This window comes from Serratia sp. M24T3, assembly GCF_000257645.1.
Classification (GTDB): Bacteria; Pseudomonadota; Gammaproteobacteria; order Enterobacterales; family Enterobacteriaceae; genus Rouxiella.
Genome location: NZ_AJHJ01000002.1, coordinates 93,730 through 110,201 on the forward strand (window position 1 = coordinate 93,730; position 16,472 = coordinate 110,201).

Sequence of the window (16,472 nt, forward strand, 5' to 3'; positions counted from 1 at the left end):
AAACATGCCAGTCTGACTGCCCTTCAGCAAATTAAGGAATTGATATGGAAATTGATTATCGGAAAATAAATCCTGAACAAATGGCCCAACTCTTTCCTATATTCGAAAAATACATGCGCGGGATAATCGAAAATTCAGTAGGTTGGGATGAGGATTTTCAGAAAGAAGAGTTTAGCTCGAAACTAAAACCAGAATGGTTTCGCTGGGTTTATGTCAATGGACAACAGGCCGGCTTGATATGTGTTCAGCAAAAACCCACCGAAATGTATCTTTATCTAATTATTTTATTTGAAGAATTTCAGGGTAAAGGACTGGCCAGGGCATTGATGCTCAATCTTAAGAGCAGCGCCGAAAGACAAAATCTCAATCTTGCGTGGTCATGTCTGAGCAATAACAAAAAGGCTTTGAGACTTTATGATTCAATGCCCAATGTCAGCAGGCGCACAGAGGGATTGTTCTATCGCTACGTTTGGCGCTAGAGATTAATACTTTGCGCGTAATGGGCCGGAGGAATGCCCACGTAGCGAGTAAACGCCACGCTGAATGCGCTGGCTGAACCATAACCGACGCGCTCGGCAACCTCGGCGACGTTGCCCTCTTTGTACTGCAACATTTTTTTGGCGAGCGCCATTCGCCAGGCCAAAAGGTATTCTATCGGCGCTACCCCGGTGGCCATCCTAAATCTCTCGAAGAAGGTTGAACGAGACAGAGCCGCCTCTTTAGCCAACAACTCCACGGTCCATTTTTTTGCTGGAGCTTTATGGATTTGCCTGATGGCGGCGGCAAGACGCTCATCAGCAAGCCCGCGCAATAATCCTGCAGACGTGGCGATGGCGCTAGAAGATCTCAGCGCCTCGATAAGCATAACTTCAAGCAGTCGCGGCAAAATAACTTCTCGCGCCGGGCGTTTGTCGCGTGTCTCGTCCACAATCAGTTGCACCAGCGTAGACAGCCTGTTTTCTCCTCGAGCAAGCAGCAGCTGCGGTAAAAGCGAGACCAGTAGCGCGGCGTCGGGCGAAGCAAAATGAATGTGCCCGAGCAACACTTCAACTTCAGCTTTGCCCTCCTGCCTGCCCAGCCTGAAAACGCCTTCGGAGATCATTACTGGTAAAGTATTGAAATGAATAGACTCAGAAGGCGGCAAGCTCGACATACTGAAATCCCAGGCATCGGGAATCAGCACGAAATCGCCTTTCTGCAAGATCAGCGAAGGTTGGTTTAGGACCTCCAGACAGCAGCTGCCTTCGAGTATCACACAGTAAAACGGCCTGCCGGTTTCTGTACGATGCGCACGCCAAGTTCCCGCCGCGCTGACCTGCTTTGAAAAAGAAGCCTGCCGTTGAAGGAGGGTGACAACTTCGGCTAAAGGATCGCTCATAACTGGACTCCTGCTAATGATAACCGGACTTAGCATTATATTAAGTACAGATTGAGAAGACTATAGTTATCTCCTTACTTACTTTCCAGGAGTGATTATGAAAACTGTATTAATTACCGGATGTTCATCAGGATTTGGATTGGAAACAGCACGTTACTTCCTCGAACGCGATTGGAAAGTCATTGCCACCATGCGAACACCGCGTGAAGATTTGCTGCCTTCTTCAGACAATCTGCGTATCTTGCCGCTGGATGTAACTAATGCGCAAAGCATTGAAAATGTTGTTAAAGAAGCGGGTGAGATTGATGTTTTGGTGAACAATGCCGGGATAGGGATTTTGAGCGCATTAGAAGGTACGTCAATGGATGTCGTGTTTGATATTTTCAACACCAATACCTTTGGCACCATTGCGCTAACACGGGCATTTATTCCCCAATTTACACAGCGAAAATCCGGCGTGGTGATTAATGTTACCTCAACCGTAACGCTAAAATCTTTGCCGTTACTTTCGGTCTACACCGCCAGCAAAGCGGCCGTAAATGCCTTCACCGAGTCTTTAGCACTGGAACTCGCCCCGTTTAATGTACGGGTTAATCTGGTGCTGCCAGGCATGGCCCCGCAAACCGCATTCGGTGAAAATGCGCAATCGCGAATGCAGGATGTTTTCCCGGGTGATTATGCTGAATACGCGCAAAATATCTTCGCCAGCATGCTTAAAACCGAGGTAATAACTCATGCCGTTGATGTCGCCGAGGCAATTTGGCGAGCGGCCAACGACGACTCTGCCCCTATGCGAATCCCGGCCGGTGCCGACGCCGTTGCTCTCGCAGCATTAGTCTCTGCTTGAAATCGAAGTCGATAGGAGTATTAAGATATTGCAAAGTATGAGGCTTAAAAGTAGCCAAGCTTGCGTTGCTTTAAATTTCTGATATTCAAGATCGACGGTGAATCAAAAATTAAAACTTGCGGCGGTGGAAGCTTGTACCGCCGCCCTTCCAGATTGTTTACCTTATCCTCCTTTATATAGCGCAATACAGAACCCAATCAATTTTATAAAAATCATTTACAGCTCTCTTAACCAAAATTAATTAAACCGAGTGAGTTGCATATCTATAACGCTCATAAATACTCCAATCTTAACACCTGTAAAATAATAATATTTATTTTCAGCCAAGTGAGATCTACAGTACAAAATAGCAAATAATAAATAATAACCGTTGGCACCACTGACAGCCTATCGCTACAATCCGCACCAGCCCCCAAAGATTTAACACTCTGATAATTAATCAATCAGTTACTAACGCTTTTTAGAGGTGTGATCTTTTTTTGTCTGCTATCAAAAAAACCAAGGCTGACTCTTTTCATTTTAAAAAGGGATGAACAATGAAAAGTTATTTATTTAAATTATCATTAATAAGCACGGCAGTGATATTATCACCTCAGTCTTTGGCTGCTATTAATTTGCCGGATAAAGAGCGCGACATTGATAATGATGAACAGGTAATTACCGTAGTGTCACCGTTAGTCTCTCCATTAAAAATCATCACCTCAACCAAGACGCCACGCCAGCCAGTTCCGGCCAGTGACGGATCCGACTATTTAAAAACGGTGCCCGGATTCGCTCAAATTCGTAATGGTGGCACTAATGGCGATCCGGTATTTCGAGGCATGTTTGGCTCACGATTGAGGATTATCACCAACGACAGTGAAATGCCTGGTGCTTGCCCGTCGCGCATGGATGCTCCTACTTCTTACATAGCACCAGAAAATTTTGATCTGTTAAAGCTAATAAAGGGGCCGCAAACCGTGCTGTGGGGACCAGGAAACTCCGCCGGAACGCTAAGATTCGAACGAGAAACGCCGCAGTTTTCAAACGCGGGTATTCAGGGTAACGCCAGCGTGCTGGCAGGTACAGCTCATCGCAGCGACAAAAATGCCGACATTAGTCTGGGCAATGAGAGCGGCTATCTACGCTTGACCGGCAACACTTCACGTTCAAATGATTATAAAGACGGCAGCGGCGAGTGAGTTCCCTCGCGCTGGAACAAATGGAATGCTGATGTCACCGTGGGCTGGACGCCGAACAGCGACACCCTTTTAGAAATAGCGGCAGGCAGAGGCAATGGTCAGGCGCGTTACGCTGGCCGTGGCATGGATGGCTCGCAGTTCAAGCGAGAGAGCCTCTCGGCGCGCTTTGAGAAAACCAATATCGGCAAAGTTTTTCAGCGTTTTGAGGCCAGCATTTACTCAAATTATGCCGATCACATTATGGACAACTACAGCCTGCGCAGGCCCGCACCTCCCGCCGTTAATCATCCAATGCCCCACCCTATGCCACATTCCATGTCACCCAAAATGAACATGCCAATGAAAATGCAGCTGGATCGTCGAACCCTTGGTGGCCGAGGAATGGCAACCTGGCAATGGTCTGATTTCAAACTTGAGGACGGTGCCGATGCGCAAATCAGCACTCATCGTAGCAAGCAGAAAACCGGCTGGGTGACTGATGCCAAATTCTATGACTATGGCCTGTTCAGCGAACTCACCTGGACAGCAACGTCGCAAAGCCAGCTCATCAGCGGAGCGAGATACGATCGCGCGACGGCAGACAATCATTCGCCTAAAGGCCAGCCAAGGAGGCAATCGGCATTACCCGCTGGCTTTATACGCCTTGAGCATCGGCTGCCAGCGCTGCCATTAATGGTCTATGCCGGTGTCGGTTATACCGAACGTTTCCCCGATTACTGGGAGCTGTTTTCGCCGACCTATGGTGCAAACGACCATTCCAGCGCCTTCGATTCCGTTAAAACCGAGAAAACGACTCAGCTGGATATTGGGGTAATGTTTTCGGGCAAGCAGGTTGAGGGCTGGATATCAGCCTATGTTGGGCAGGTTAATGACTTTATTCTGTTTAACTATGACCTAAAGAACCTGCGAGTTAGCCAGGCGGAAAACGTTAATGCGGCCATCGCCGGGGGTGAGGTCGGCGCTCGCTATAGCTTTACAGAAAACCTCTCAACCGAGGTTAGCGTCGCGTATGCCTGGGGAGAAAACAGATCCACGCACAGGGCGCTGCCGCAAATGCCACCTCTGGATGCACGGTTAGGACTGGTCTGGCAGCAAGGTGCATGGAGCACCAGCGGACTGATCAGAATGGTCAGCCCCCAGCACCGTATCTCGGTTAATCAGGGCAATGTGGTGGGCAAAGATTTTAGATCGAGTACAGGGTTTGCAATTTTTTCAATCAACGGCGCATACGAGTTTGATAGGCAAATAAAATTCAGCGCCGGCATCGATAATATCTTTAACCGAACCTACAGCGAGCACCTTAATCTTGCCGGTAACAGCAGCTTTGGTTATTCATCAAACACGCCGATTAATGAGCCGGGTCGTGTAGGTTGGTTAAAGCTTAACGTGGAATTTTAGTTAATCAGGCAAAGGTAATTGAGAGACTAAATGGGCGGCGCAAATCACCGTTAAATGGCTAAGCCCTTGCGGCATGTTACCGACACACTTCTTGGTGTGTACGTTATACATCTCGCCCATAATCCCGGCGCTTTTGCCACCACTTAACGTTTCGAGCAACGTTTCCAGCGTCGTTTCTGCCTCATCTTGTTCACCCAGGGTGGCCAGTGCAGAGGCCATCCAGAAAGCACAGGCGATAAAAGTATTTTCCTCTTTATCAACCCCGGAATAGCGGTAAATCATTTTGCTGTCGGTGCCCAACTCTTTCTGAATCGCCCGCAGGGTACTGAGCATTCTTTGCGGCGATACTTCTTTGCCGTACTGATGCATCAGCGCCACGGAGGCATCAAGACCCGCAGAACCGGCCCAGAAAGTATAACTTTGGCGTTCTTCGGACCAGCAGTAAGTTTCGATCCAGTCGCGGATCCGGTCTCGTTCGCGCTCCCAGCGTCCAACCCACGTGGGTTCGATATGTTTGCCATTGGTCAGCTTTACGGCCTGATTCAATGCCAGCCAGCAACCCATCTTAGACTGCGTATAATGTTGGGATTCCGGAAGTTCCCAGATACCCGAATCCACCTGACGCCAACTGTCGGCGCAGTGGTTGGCTAACTGACCAAGCAGGCGCGAGGTTTCAAGATCCAACACGTGGCCTGCCTCGATAAACAGCACGGCAGTATCGAGCAAATCACCGTAATTGCTGAGTTGAAGTTGGGTGGCGGCATTGTTGCCCAATCTGACCGGCTGCTCTCCGCGATATCCTTGTACCGGGATCATTTTCTCGTCAGGAACGGTTCCTCCATCGAGTTTAAAGCAGGTGCGCATTTCGCCACCGTTGGCGTTTAATGCGTCAGCCAACCAGGAAAAAGCAGCCTGACAGTCATCCAGTGCTCCGATGTAAAGGAAAGATTTAATGATCATGCAGGCATCGCGCACCCAGGCAAACCGGTAGTCGTAATTTTTACCGCTGCCAATACCTTCCGGCAGGCTGCTGGTTGCCGCCGCGGCAAGTGCGCCAGAAGGTGAGTACCACAAAAATTTTAGCGCCAGCGCCGAACGCAATACGTGTGACTTGTATTTGCCTTCATAGTGCAGATTATCAACCCAGTCTTTCCAGGCGATATCGCTGGTTTCGATATGTTTGTCGATACGTTCCAGCGAGGGCACTGCCAGCGGTTTGTTTTCAGTTACCAGTAAAGCGGCCAGATGACGTTCACCTGCCTTAACAATAAAGCTGGCATCGGCCCCATCATCACGACATGAAGAGAATTCGACCTCATCGCGCACACGCAGCATTAACATCAGCTTGCCCACGTGCCAGGTATTTCCCTGCGAAGTGTCAAGCCTCCAGGGAGTTCGCGTGTCGGCAGCAGTCCCAATTCGCAGATGCAGGGCCACAGAAACCGAACCTTCAAGCCCCTCGATACGGCGGGCGAATTCGTTCCACGGCAGTCGCCCCGCCAAGGTGCTGTTAATCGATTCAGTTACTCTAATTCGACCATTGGCGGTTTCATAAATTGTTTCCAGCACATTGCTGTTCTCACGATATTGGCGCGACATACGATAAGGTTTATCGGGGACTATTTGAAAATACCCCCCTTTTTCTGCATCCAGCAATCGGTCAAACAATGGCGGTGAATCAAGGTGGGGCACACACCACCAGTCTGCGGAGCCGTCGGGTGCCAGCATTGAAACGGTGCGGCCTTCGCCAACAGCGGCATAATCGCCGAGACTGCAGAACCCGCCACTGTCACGGGGTTCACTCGGATAGTTTTGATTGGTCACGCTGTTTTCCCTCAGACAAGAATTTAAGTATCAAACTGTAAGTTGAAGCAAACCCAAAAAGTCCTTCTACTTAACTTAAGCCTAGCATCTGATTGAATAAAAACTTGAATGGGCAGAATTTCATCATCCGCAAACTTAAAATTAACAAATTAACAACATGGTAGAAATCCAAGGCCAAAAGCGACTAGAATAGCTTTTTTAGGTTCCAGGTAGTTTTCACACGACGACAGACGGATATGTTGGAAGGCAAACGCATAGCGCAGCCCACTGAATCCATTCAGGTGGTAAGTCGCCCTAACCTGGCCCTGTTTGAAGAGTTTCCCCTTTACCAGAAAAGAGAAAGTTACTATGACCCAACAAGACAAGAAAATTCCCGCCACGCTCATTCCAGGTGATGGCATTGGACCGGAAGTCGTTGAAGCTACAGTTAAAATCCTCGACGCTCTGGGTCAGCCGTTTGAGTGGGACGTGCAGCAGGCTGGCGTGGCTGGCGTTGAAGCTTCTGGTGATCCGCTGCCGCAGGCTACGTTGGAAAGCATCCGCAAAAATCGTTTGGCATTGAAAGGTCCTTTAGCTACGCCAATTGGCGGTGGTTTCCGCTCTTCAAACGTCCGTCTGCGCGAAGAGTTCGAGCTGTATGCCAACGTTCGCCCTGCACGTACTTTGGTTCCGGGTCGTTTTGAAGATATCGATCTGGTGCTGTTCCGCGAAAATCTGGGCGGTTTCTATGTCTCCCACGAATATTACATTCCGGTAGGCGATGACCCTAAAGCGGTTGCCGTTTCTACCGGTATGAACACCCGCGAAGGCAGCAAGCGCATCGCACGTTACGCCTTCGAATACGCCATCAAGAATGGCCGCAAGAAAATCACCATCGTTCACAAAGCCAATATTCTGAAAGCCCTGACCGGTATTTTCCTGGAAGCGGCTCGTGAAGTGGCCAAAGAGTACGAAGGTCGCGTTGAAGTTGACGACATGATTGTTGATGCCTGTGCAATGCAGCTGGTTCTGAATCCATGGCGCTTCGACATGCTGCTGTGTACCAACCTGTTTGGTGACATTCTGTCGGATCAGATCGCCGGTCTGGTAGGCGGTCTGGGCATGGCTCCAGGCGCGAATATCGGTAAAGATGTCGCCATCTTCGAAGCGGTTCACGGCACAGCGCCGGATATCGCCGGTAAAGGTCTGGCTAACCCGATTTCCCTGCTGTTGGCCGCGGCCATGATGCTGGATCACGTTGGCCTGCAAGATAAAGCCACTCGTCTGCGTACCGCGATTTATGACGTATTGAACGAAGATAACGTCCGTACCGGTGACCTGAAAGGTTCTGCATCGACTAAAGAATTCACCGACGCGATTATCAAACGTTTGGCCGTTTAATTTCGATTGAGTAGCTATCCAGCCCGCCGCGTTAACCTTCACGCGGCGGGTTTTTTATTCTAAAAAATCCTTCATTACTCCAAACCTCTACAGTTTTTGCAGTAGCGCACTGAAAATATGCAGATGAGGAATAACCGCCAAGGCACAATATATTGCGCCTGATTGCTCGCGCCTTAAGAGCCGCCATTGTGTTATCGACCTTTATGACTCGGTTAGCCGCAGGCAAAAAATAACAGAATTGTTATAACCTTAAACAATCGTCATAACTCATGCATTTATGACCGAAAGGAACTAGTCTGATCATCGTTATATATATTTATATACAACGAATAAGCCGATTTCTCTTTTGAGGTTTTGCCATGTTGATCCTGATACTCGCTTACCTGGGCGGCATTCTGACGATTGCCAGCCCGTGCATTCTTCCCGTTCTGCCTTTCGTATTTGCTCGCTCGGACCAATCTTTTTTGCGTTCTGGCCTGCCTTTACTGGCAGGAATGGCGTTAACATTTACCCTGGTCGCAACGCTTGCATCCGTTGGCGGCGGGTGGGTCGTGCAGGCTAACCAGTATGGCCGCTGGATTGCACTGGTACTGATGGCCTTTTTCGGCCTCACGCTGCTCTTTCCGCATTTTGGCGATCGGGTGATGCACCCGCTGGTCTCGGCCGGTAATAAAATGAGCGAAGCTGCGACTCGTGGTCAAAAATCTCAGGTGGGCACCTCTTTCCTGCTCGGCATTGCGACCGGGTTACTCTGGGCACCCTGTGCCGGTCCGATTCTGGGTCTGGTTCTCACCGGTGCTGCACTGCAGGGGGCCAACGTCGGGTCCTCGTTACTGCTGCTGGCCTACGCTGCCGGTGCCGTTACCTCTTTGATGCTCGCTCTGCTTATCGGCGGCAAAGTATTTACCGCCATGAAACGCTCGCTTGGAGCCGGTGAATGGGTCCGCAGAGGGATTGGCGCACTGATGCTGGTCGGCGTTGTCGCCATCGCGCTGGGCCTGGATACCGGGATTTTGACCCGCTTATCCAACCAAACCACCAGCGGTTTCGAGCAAACATTAGTCAATAAATTTGGCCTGAGTCGAACAGCAAACCAAGCGGCTCCACAATCTGATGAAACTGGCCTGCCCGCACTGGCCGACCTCGGCCCGATGCCTTCGTTAAATGGCGCGGTGCAATGGTTAAACTCCCCGCCGCTCACTGCCGAATCGCTAAAAGGCAAAAAAGTAGTACTGGTCGATTTCTGGACCTATTCCTGCATCAACTGCCTGCGCGCGCTGCCTTACGTTAAAGCCTGGGCCGATAAATATCGTAGTCAGGGATTAGTGGTGATTGGCGTGCATGCGCCAGAGTTTGCCTTCGAGCGAGATATCAATAACGTGACCAGCGAGGCCAAAAAGTTGGGTGTCGATTATCCGATAGCTATTGATAACAACTACACCATTTGGCGCGCTTTTAATAATCAGTATTGGCCCGCGCATTACTTTATCGATGCCAAAGGAGAGATGCGCTACGAGCACTTTGGCGAGGGCGAATATCCGCAGTCCGAACGAGTAATTCAGGAGTTACTCAAAGAGGCCGGGGCCAAAAATGTTAATACGTCGATTAGCCAGGTACAGGCGAAAGGTGTTGAACAGGCGGCTGGAAACGAGGGCGATATTTCGCCGGAAACCTATCTCGGTTATATGCGCTCGCAAAATTTCGATTCAGAGATCAAAACCACCGACGCGCCAGCAGATTTTTCCCTGCCAGATAAGCTGGCGCTCGATGATTGGGGTCTTGCAGGCAACTGGACCATTAATGACGAGAAAATCACGCTTAACAAGAGCGGTGGCCGCATCACTTATCGATTCCATGCCCGTGACCTGCATCTGGTTCTAGGACCCCATCAGGCCGGTAAAAAGATCCGCTTCAAAGTCACTGTAGATGATAAAGCACCGGGCGATATGCATGGTTCCGACGTGTCTGCCGATGGCGAAGGCACAGTTTCCGACCAGCGGTTATATCAATTGATTCGCCTGCCGGACGCAAGCGGCGAACACACGCTCTCAATTCAGTTCCTTGATGACGGTGTCGACGCCTACGCCTTTACCTTTGGTTAAAGGTCGTTAAAAACGATGCCAAGCTCTCGGCGCACTTGGTCGAGAGTTTCCATTGTCAGCAAAGAGTCGGCAATCGGGCGAATTGGCGACTCAAGCAGGCCGTCGGCAACACAGATTGCCAGATGTGCCGCCTGATAATGCAGGCTGTCGTAGGAATATTTCGGCTGTTCGTAAGTGATTTTCTGCTTGTCATTGTTGTAAACGTGGAAGTTGCCCGGCGCGTAGAACATGCCGTCAATAAAGATATAACCTTCACTACCGGCGATAACCGCAGTGCCGGGCGTGTGGCTAAACAGCGTAGTGTGCAACGAAGACTGATTACCGCCGGAGTGCTTAAGAACAATGGAGGCCTGACCATTAACCCCCGTTGGCGCAGTCTGCCCGGAGGCCAACACTTGCTCGGGTTTGCCTAATAGCTTGGTCGCCAGCGCTACCGGATAAGACCCGAGATCCATAAGCGTGCCGCCCGCCAGCTCAGGGCGCATGATGCGGTGATCCTGCTCGAAAAACTCTCCATGGTCGGCAATAATAGTGCGTACTTCGCCGATAGTCCCCTGCTCTATAACTTGGCGAATCACGTCAAATTTTGGTAAAAACGCCGTCCACATTGCCTCCATCAGGAATACCCGATGCTCCCGCGCGGCCTCTTGCAGGCCGCGAACCTGTTCGGCATTAATCGCCAGCGGTTTCTCGACCAGCACGTGTTTCCCGGCGCGAATAGCCTTTAACGCACAGGCGTAATGGGTCGGATGGGGTGTAGAAATGTAAACCACGTCAACTTGCGAGTCGGCAACCAGCTCTTCAACCGAGCCATAGGCGCTGGGGATTGCAAAACGGCGACCAAAACTTTCAGCCTTGTCTAACGAGCTGCCGGCAACTGCCTGAAAAATCTGGCGAGTGTTCTTTTGCACTGCGGCAACAAAACGTTCAGCAACCCAACCAGGTCCAATGACTCCCCAACGCAGGGCCGGTGCGGCTGAACCTACAGGCGTGCGGGCTTCGGGAAGGGTGTAATGAAATTTCATTGTTGCTCCTTAATCTTACGGGTATGGGTATACGTATCATGACGATAGTAAAAATCGGCGCGGCATGCGAATGATGGCTTGATGTAAAACAATCAAAAATTTCATTTTGTATTAATTGAAACTTTTATTTTAAAAGCATAGCCTTTATCTACCTACGTTTTGCCCGATTTTAATAAAAAAGATAAATAAACAAGGAGTACCCGATGCAAAAGGCCCTACACGGAATATCGACCAATTATTGCAATATCCTCACCGATGCCAGAATCGCCAAAGAAACCGGCTACGAAAGCCTGGAACTGTTGAGCAGTAAACTGGTGCGTTATCTGGATAACGGTGGCACCACCAAAAAGCTCAAACAAACCTCAGACGGTTATGGATTATCCGTGGGCTGCGTTAATGCTCTGCTGGAAATCGAGCGTTATCAGGGCGATGCCAAGAAAACCATGCTGAAAGAGGCCACCCGTTTAACTCAGGCGGCGGCGGAACTGGGTTGTCCTACAGTGCAAATTCTGGCTCTTGACGGTATCGACGATAAGCCGGAGGAACAGGTGATGGACATCATCACCGAGAACGTTGATGCGATTGCCAAAATCGGTCAGGACTACGGCGTTCGTTACCAGATTGAGGTGATTGCTTTCACCAAATTCCGCACGCTTGAGCAGGGGCTGGAAGTCATTCGTCGGGTCGGCAAAGACAACGTCGGCATGGTGATCGATTTCTGGCATCTGTATGCCTCAGGATCAAAACCTGAAGACATTGCCCGACTGGACAAAAACCTGATTTACGGCGTGCATTTCTGCGATGGCCGTTTGCCAAAACCGGGAGAAGCCTGGGACCAGTTAGTGCTGCGTAATTACATGCCGGGTGAAGGTGAAATTGATATTCAGGCTTGGTCAGACGCGGTAAAAGCCACCGGTTATGATGGACTGTGGTCAGCCGAGCTGTTTAGCCCTAACCGCTGGGAGTCTGATCTCTACGATATTGCCATTGAATGCCGCGAAAATATGGAAAAGTATATCGGCTGAATTTAGCAGCAAGGTTACGGACAAATTATTGCCTGATGTTAAGGCAATAAGAAACGTATCAGATGTTCCTCAGGAAATTATCAGGGCCTCATAAAAAAAGCAGGTTGCCCCATTCGGTGCAACCTGCTTTGTTTTTATCGGCTTAAAACTTACTGCGGTTGGATCTGCGCCTGAGCTTTCACCAGCTTACGCGCTTTGGTGACATCTTCCGCTGGCACGGCAGACGCCGCGTTGCCCCAAGAGTTGCGAATATAAGTCGCCACGGCGGCTGTCTGTTGATCCGACAGTTTCCAGGCAAAGCTTGGCATCGCGCCGCTGGTTGGATTGCCGACAGTCACTGCACCACGACCACCCTGCAATACCGTCGTCAGGATAGATGAAGCATCAGGAGACATGATTGCCGGGTTGTCCGCCAGGCTGGCCGCCAGATGCGGGATCCCTTGACCATTGCTGTTATGACAGGCCGAACAGTTGGCTTCATAAACCGCGGCACCCATTTTCATTTGTGCATCGTCTGTAGCAATCGCTGCCGGTTTCTTGTTGTTCGAACCCGGTTGTGCCTTCAGATAGCTGGCAATCGCGTGCAGATCGGCATCGGTCAGATACTGCGTCGAGTTAGTCACCGCTTCAGCCATCGGACCAGATGCAACGGCTACGTGGTTGCTGCCCAGCTTGAGATATTGCACCACTTGATCTTCCGACCAGTTACCGATGCCGGTATAAGTGTTGCTGGTAATCTCAGGCGCGTACCAATCACCAAGATTGCTACCCTGCAGATACGCGCTGGTGTCGCCGCCGATGATATTTTTCGGCGTATGACAGGCTGCACAGTGCTCAAGACCTTCAACCAGATAAGCGCCGCGATTGTATTCGGCTGACTTGGCCATATCCGGCTTGAAACCTTCGTTTTTGAAGAACAGCAGGTTCCAACCCATCATCGCCATACGGATGTTATACGGGAACGGTAAATTGGTTTCGGCGACTTTATTGTTCACCGGTTTTACCGAACGCATGTACATCCACAGGTCGTGCATATCTTTATCGCTGACTTTAACGTAATCGTTGTAAGGCATTGCTGGATAAAGATTTTGACCCTCAATGCCCTTGCCGTGTCTGACCGCGTTAAAGAATTGGCGTTCGGTCCAGTTACCAATACCGGTATCTGCATCCGGGGTAATATTGCTGGCTACAATACCGCCAAATGGCGTGCTGATTGAATAACCGCCCGAGTAAGCCTCTTTGCTTCCCGGTGCCGTGTGACAAGCCACACAGTCACCGGCAATCGCCACATATTTACCACGCGTAATCGCATCGGCATCGGCAGCGGTCAACGGCTGCTTCATTTGCGTGGAGTTGTCGGCAACATCATCCGCTGATGTATTGCCATTCTGATAAAGTAAAACGCCTGCTACAACGGCGGCAACAATTACGACGCCACCAACAACTTTTAACTTTTTCATATCATACCTTTACCAATGGGCCAGGATTCTTCAGATACTGTTCAAGAATGGCTTTCGCCGTCCACAGACTCAGTGCACCTATCGTTCCGGTCGGGTTATACCCGGCATTATTAGGGAATGACGATGCGCCCAAAACGAACAGGTTATGGGCATCCCAGCTTTGTTGATAACGGTTAAGCACGCTGGTTTTCGGGTCTTCACCCATGACGGCACCACCGATGGTGTGGTCACTGGCAAAGCTGTAAGGCGAGTAAGAGGTCGTGGTTGCGTTGGTCCCCAGAACCAGTTTCGCGCCCATCGCTTTACCAATCTCGACGCTTCTGTCTTCAACAAACTTGGCAGAGCGACGGTCATTTTCGTTGTAATCGTAGGTCACGCGCAGCAGCGGATTGCCATTGCTGTCTTTGTATTCCGGGTCCAGATCGAGGTAGTAATCTTCGTGGGAATAGCTGGTGCCCTGACCAAAGATAAAGGTGCCATTCTGGAAAGCGTGGGTATAGGCTTTTTTCCAGTCTTTGCCCCAGCGCGGAGTGTTCGGCGGCAGCGCATCGGCATTACCAATTGGACGAGCACCGCGCGCGACCACCAGAATGCCTGCCCCGCCGATAAAACCTTTACCGGTGTGGTCAAAGTTATCGCCGTTCCAGTCATCAACCTGCTGGGAAAGTGCGCCTGCGCCGATAAACTGGTTCAGGTATTCGTCTTCGAAGAACAAAGTGGCGCCCGAAACGGTCTGGAAGCTGTAAGCACGGCCCACTACGCCAGTCTTGCTCACCGGATCGTAAGGTTTGCCGATTTTCGATAGCAGCAGCATGCGCACGTTCTGCATTTGGAAAGCAGAAAGCACCACTATACCGGCAGGTTGTTCCCATTCCTGACCGTTACGGTCAATATAGGTCACGCCAGTCACGGTTTTGCCATCTTCAGCTTTATTGATGCGCGTTACTGCAGATTCTGTCAGAACGGTAAAGTTCTCACGCTGCATCAGTGCAGGGATAACGCAGGCATTCGGGCTGGATTTCGAGAAGTTGCCGCAGCCGTAATACAGGCAGTAACCGCAATAGGTACAAGGCCCCATGCGCACGCCCAGCGGGTTAACATAGGCCTTGGAAGCCTGACCCGCCGGGACCATAAACGGATGCTGGCCCAGAGATTTTGCGGCATCGCGGAACAGGTCAGTCAAACGCATACCTTCCAGCGGTGGCAACGGATATTCGCTGCTGCGATTGCCTTCAAACGGGTTACCGTCTTCTACAACCTGACCATTCAGCTTGCCGGCTTTACCAGAAACACCGGCGATTTTTTCGAAACGATCGTAGAAAGGTTCCAACTCGTCATAGGTGACGCCCCAGTCCTGCAGGATCAACCCTTTTACAATCTGCTCTTTGCCGTAACGGGCGACGGTTTGAGTATAAGGTTGCAGGTCGAACGGCGTGAAACGCCAGGCCATGCCCGCCCAGTGGGTGCCAGAACCGCCCACGTTGTAACCCATTTCGTTAAGGTTCCAGTCACGGGATGGCAGCGCTTTCTGGGTGATATTATTGCGGAAAGTGGTGGTTTCAACTGCGGGCGGGAGCAGCATGCTGCGACGGGTATCCCAGCGCAGCTCATCGGTATCAATGGAAGGTGGAAAATCAGTGGCGGTTTCAAACCACGGGCCGCGCTCGACGGCAACCACATTCAGACCGGCACGGGTCAGCTCTTCGGCTATTAAAGACCCACACCAGCCCAGACCAACGATGACAACGTCAGCTTTAGGACGGACATTTTTCATATAAGGACTCTTGCTCAATCGAATCAGAATTTCAGCTTAAAGTGAGTTATCAATCAGGCTGGTTGGAATAATATTTAGCTTCTGGCCTTTTTTAGGGATCAGATCGCGGAAGTCATAGCGAGCACCCGGGAAACCGATCATTTTCCAGCTGGCCATATCTTTATTTCCGCCATAAATTGGGTCGGATAAAAAGCCTTCACGGACGTTCTGTAATAACAGCTCGAAGAAAACTTTAGTTTCAACATTCGGCCCTAAATCAAACTTGCCCGCTTCCATGGCGTGCAACACCTGATCCTGCTGATCGCCACTTAATTCGGCGAAATTCTTGCTGAACTGTTTTTGCGTGCTGGCGTCGAGCGCGGCCAAACCTACGCGGTAGCGCTCTGCTGGAGTCTGTGCTTCCTGAGGCCCCTGCTCAGCGGTGCCTTTAACAAAGCGACCAAGACGATAAGTGCTTGATGCCTTACCAAAATCCCCAGCCAACTGGCGATCGACGAAAGTGGCACAACCTGCTTCTTTACCACTGACACTCAACTCGTCAGCAGGAATAAAACGTTCTGCTATGGCCCCAACGGTGTCGAATTCATGCTGAGTCAGGTATTGCAGGCCACCCTGGCGTGGCTGGGCAAGAGGACGGGTATCCACTTTGCCCGGTTCCCACGGCTGTCCACCTTTCACTTCCTGAGCTTTCGCCAACGGGATCGTCGTCGATACACCCAGCACAGCGATAGAGGATAAAAATTCTCTGCGCTTCATAAATGTCCCCTGCTTTAAATTATATGTTTACTGCAAATAACCAGAGAGTAATTAGAATTAGATATTTAAATAACACAGTCGGGCGACGATGTTTTTTGATTAATAAACAATTTCCGAAGGTCTAAATTAAACGTTTCGTATTGTTTTAATTATTTTTTCCATGAATGAAAACGAAGGAATGATAAACCCATTCAATTGGTGCTGGTACTGCTGGTTTGATGGTTTCCCCTCAAATACCAACATAATTACAACAAAAGTTAACAACCCTGTTCACTAAACCGACAAGATAAAAAAACAAGCGGTTTTACCCACAAGATGATTG

11 protein-coding genes and 1 pseudogene are annotated in these 16,472 nt (G+C 50.2%); 6 read left to right on the forward strand and 6 right to left on the reverse strand.

Features of this window, described 5'->3' with window-relative positions; all coding sequences use genetic code 11:
* Positions 1-44 precede the first annotated feature (44 nt).
* On the forward strand, positions 45-479 hold the full coding sequence (locus SPM24T3_RS02140; protein ID WP_009635044.1) for an N-acetyltransferase: 435 nt from the start codon (positions 45-47) through the stop codon (positions 477-479).
* Here the strand turns inward: SPM24T3_RS02140 and SPM24T3_RS02145 are convergent.
* Positions 476-1,378, reverse strand: a complete 903-nt coding sequence (locus tag SPM24T3_RS02145; RefSeq protein WP_009635045.1) for an AraC family transcriptional regulator — start codon at positions 1,376-1,378, stop codon at positions 476-478. The genes SPM24T3_RS02140 and SPM24T3_RS02145 overlap by 4 nt on opposite strands.
* Positions 1,379-1,475: 97 nt before the next feature.
* On the opposite strand from SPM24T3_RS02145, the gene SPM24T3_RS02150 reads away from it, so the two are divergent.
* Together SPM24T3_RS02150 and SPM24T3_RS02155 are read left to right on the forward strand one after the other, a co-directional pair.
* Complete coding sequence (locus tag SPM24T3_RS02150) at positions 1,476-2,225, forward strand: SDR family oxidoreductase (protein WP_009635046.1); 750 nt, start codon at positions 1,476-1,478, stop codon at positions 2,223-2,225.
* Between the two features lie 536 nt (positions 2,226-2,761).
* Positions 2,762-4,804, forward strand: a pseudogene (locus SPM24T3_RS02155) (TonB-dependent copper receptor).
* Here SPM24T3_RS02155 and SPM24T3_RS02160 read toward each other — a convergent pair.
* Complete coding sequence (locus tag SPM24T3_RS02160; RefSeq protein WP_009635047.1) at positions 4,805-6,628, reverse strand: glycoside hydrolase family 15 protein; 1,824 nt, start codon at positions 6,626-6,628, stop codon at positions 4,805-4,807.
* 348 nt (positions 6,629-6,976) lie between these two features.
* Here SPM24T3_RS02160 and SPM24T3_RS02165 point away from each other — a divergent pair, with 348 nt between their 5' ends.
* The gene (locus tag SPM24T3_RS02165; protein ID WP_009635048.1) at positions 6,977-8,008 is read left to right on the forward strand and encodes an isocitrate/isopropylmalate dehydrogenase family protein; all 1,032 of its coding nucleotides are present in this window, start codon (positions 6,977-6,979) and stop codon (positions 8,006-8,008) included.
* A 359-nt stretch (positions 8,009-8,367) separates the two neighbouring features.
* On the forward strand, positions 8,368-10,110 hold the full coding sequence (locus tag SPM24T3_RS02170) for a cytochrome c biogenesis protein DipZ (protein ID WP_009635049.1): 1,743 nt from the start codon (positions 8,368-8,370) through the stop codon (positions 10,108-10,110).
* On the opposite strand, the gene SPM24T3_RS02175 is transcribed toward SPM24T3_RS02170, so the two are convergent.
* Positions 10,107-11,135: a Gfo/Idh/MocA family protein gene (locus SPM24T3_RS02175; protein ID WP_009635050.1), complete on the reverse strand. Its 1,029-nt coding sequence runs from the start codon at positions 11,133-11,135 to the stop codon at positions 10,107-10,109. The genes SPM24T3_RS02170 and SPM24T3_RS02175 overlap by 4 nt on opposite strands.
* A 203-nt stretch (positions 11,136-11,338) precedes the next feature.
* On the opposite strand from SPM24T3_RS02175, the gene SPM24T3_RS02180 reads away from it, so the two are divergent.
* Positions 11,339-12,160, forward strand: a complete 822-nt coding sequence (locus SPM24T3_RS02180; protein ID WP_009635051.1) for a sugar phosphate isomerase/epimerase — start codon at positions 11,339-11,341, stop codon at positions 12,158-12,160.
* Positions 12,161-12,309: 149 nt separating this feature from the next.
* Here the strand turns inward: SPM24T3_RS02180 and SPM24T3_RS02185 are convergent, their stop codons facing one another.
* Genes SPM24T3_RS02185 through SPM24T3_RS02195 form a run of 3 tightly spaced genes read right to left on the reverse strand, consistent with a single transcriptional unit; the run spans position 12,310 to position 16,150 of the window.
* Positions 12,310-13,620 (reverse strand): c-type cytochrome, encoded by a 1,311-nt coding sequence (locus SPM24T3_RS02185; RefSeq protein ID WP_009635052.1) that lies wholly within the window; start codon positions 13,618-13,620, stop codon positions 12,310-12,312.
* Between the two features lies 1 nt (position 13,621).
* A complete protein-coding gene (locus SPM24T3_RS02190) occupies positions 13,622-15,394 on the reverse strand; it encodes a GMC family oxidoreductase (RefSeq protein ID WP_009635053.1) in 1,773 nt (590 codons plus the stop codon).
* Between the two features lie 36 nt (positions 15,395-15,430).
* Positions 15,431-16,150: a gluconate 2-dehydrogenase subunit 3 family protein gene (locus tag SPM24T3_RS02195; protein ID WP_009635054.1), complete on the reverse strand. Its 720-nt coding sequence runs from the start codon at positions 16,148-16,150 to the stop codon at positions 15,431-15,433.
* Between the last annotated feature and the right edge of the window lie 322 nt (positions 16,151-16,472).

Excerpts from the sequence above, each read along its gene's own strand:
- SPM24T3_RS02170 (WP_009635049.1), top strand. The coding sequence starts at position 8,368 with ATGTTGATCCTGATACTCGCTTACCTGGGCGGCATTCTGACGATTGCC.
- SPM24T3_RS02150 (WP_009635046.1), top strand. The coding sequence starts at position 1,476 with ATGAAAACTGTATTAATTACCGGATGTTCATCAGGATTTGGATTGGAA.
- SPM24T3_RS02195 (WP_009635054.1), bottom strand. The coding sequence starts at position 16,150 with ATGAAGCGCAGAGAATTTTTATCCTCTATCGCTGTGCTGGGTGTATCG.
- SPM24T3_RS02140 (WP_009635044.1), top strand. The coding sequence starts at position 45 with ATGGAAATTGATTATCGGAAAATAAATCCTGAACAAATGGCCCAACTC.
- SPM24T3_RS02145 (WP_009635045.1), bottom strand. The coding sequence starts at position 1,378 with ATGAGCGATCCTTTAGCCGAAGTTGTCACCCTCCTTCAACGGCAGGCT.
- SPM24T3_RS02180 (WP_009635051.1), top strand. The coding sequence starts at position 11,339 with ATGCAAAAGGCCCTACACGGAATATCGACCAATTATTGCAATATCCTC.
- SPM24T3_RS02165 (WP_009635048.1), top strand. The coding sequence starts at position 6,977 with ATGACCCAACAAGACAAGAAAATTCCCGCCACGCTCATTCCAGGTGAT.
- SPM24T3_RS02175 (WP_009635050.1), bottom strand. The coding sequence starts at position 11,135 with ATGAAATTTCATTACACCCTTCCCGAAGCCCGCACGCCTGTAGGTTCA.
- SPM24T3_RS02190 (WP_009635053.1), bottom strand. The coding sequence starts at position 15,394 with ATGAAAAATGTCCGTCCTAAAGCTGACGTTGTCATCGTTGGTCTGGGC.
- SPM24T3_RS02185 (WP_009635052.1), bottom strand. The coding sequence starts at position 13,620 with ATGAAAAAGTTAAAAGTTGTTGGTGGCGTCGTAATTGTTGCCGCCGTT.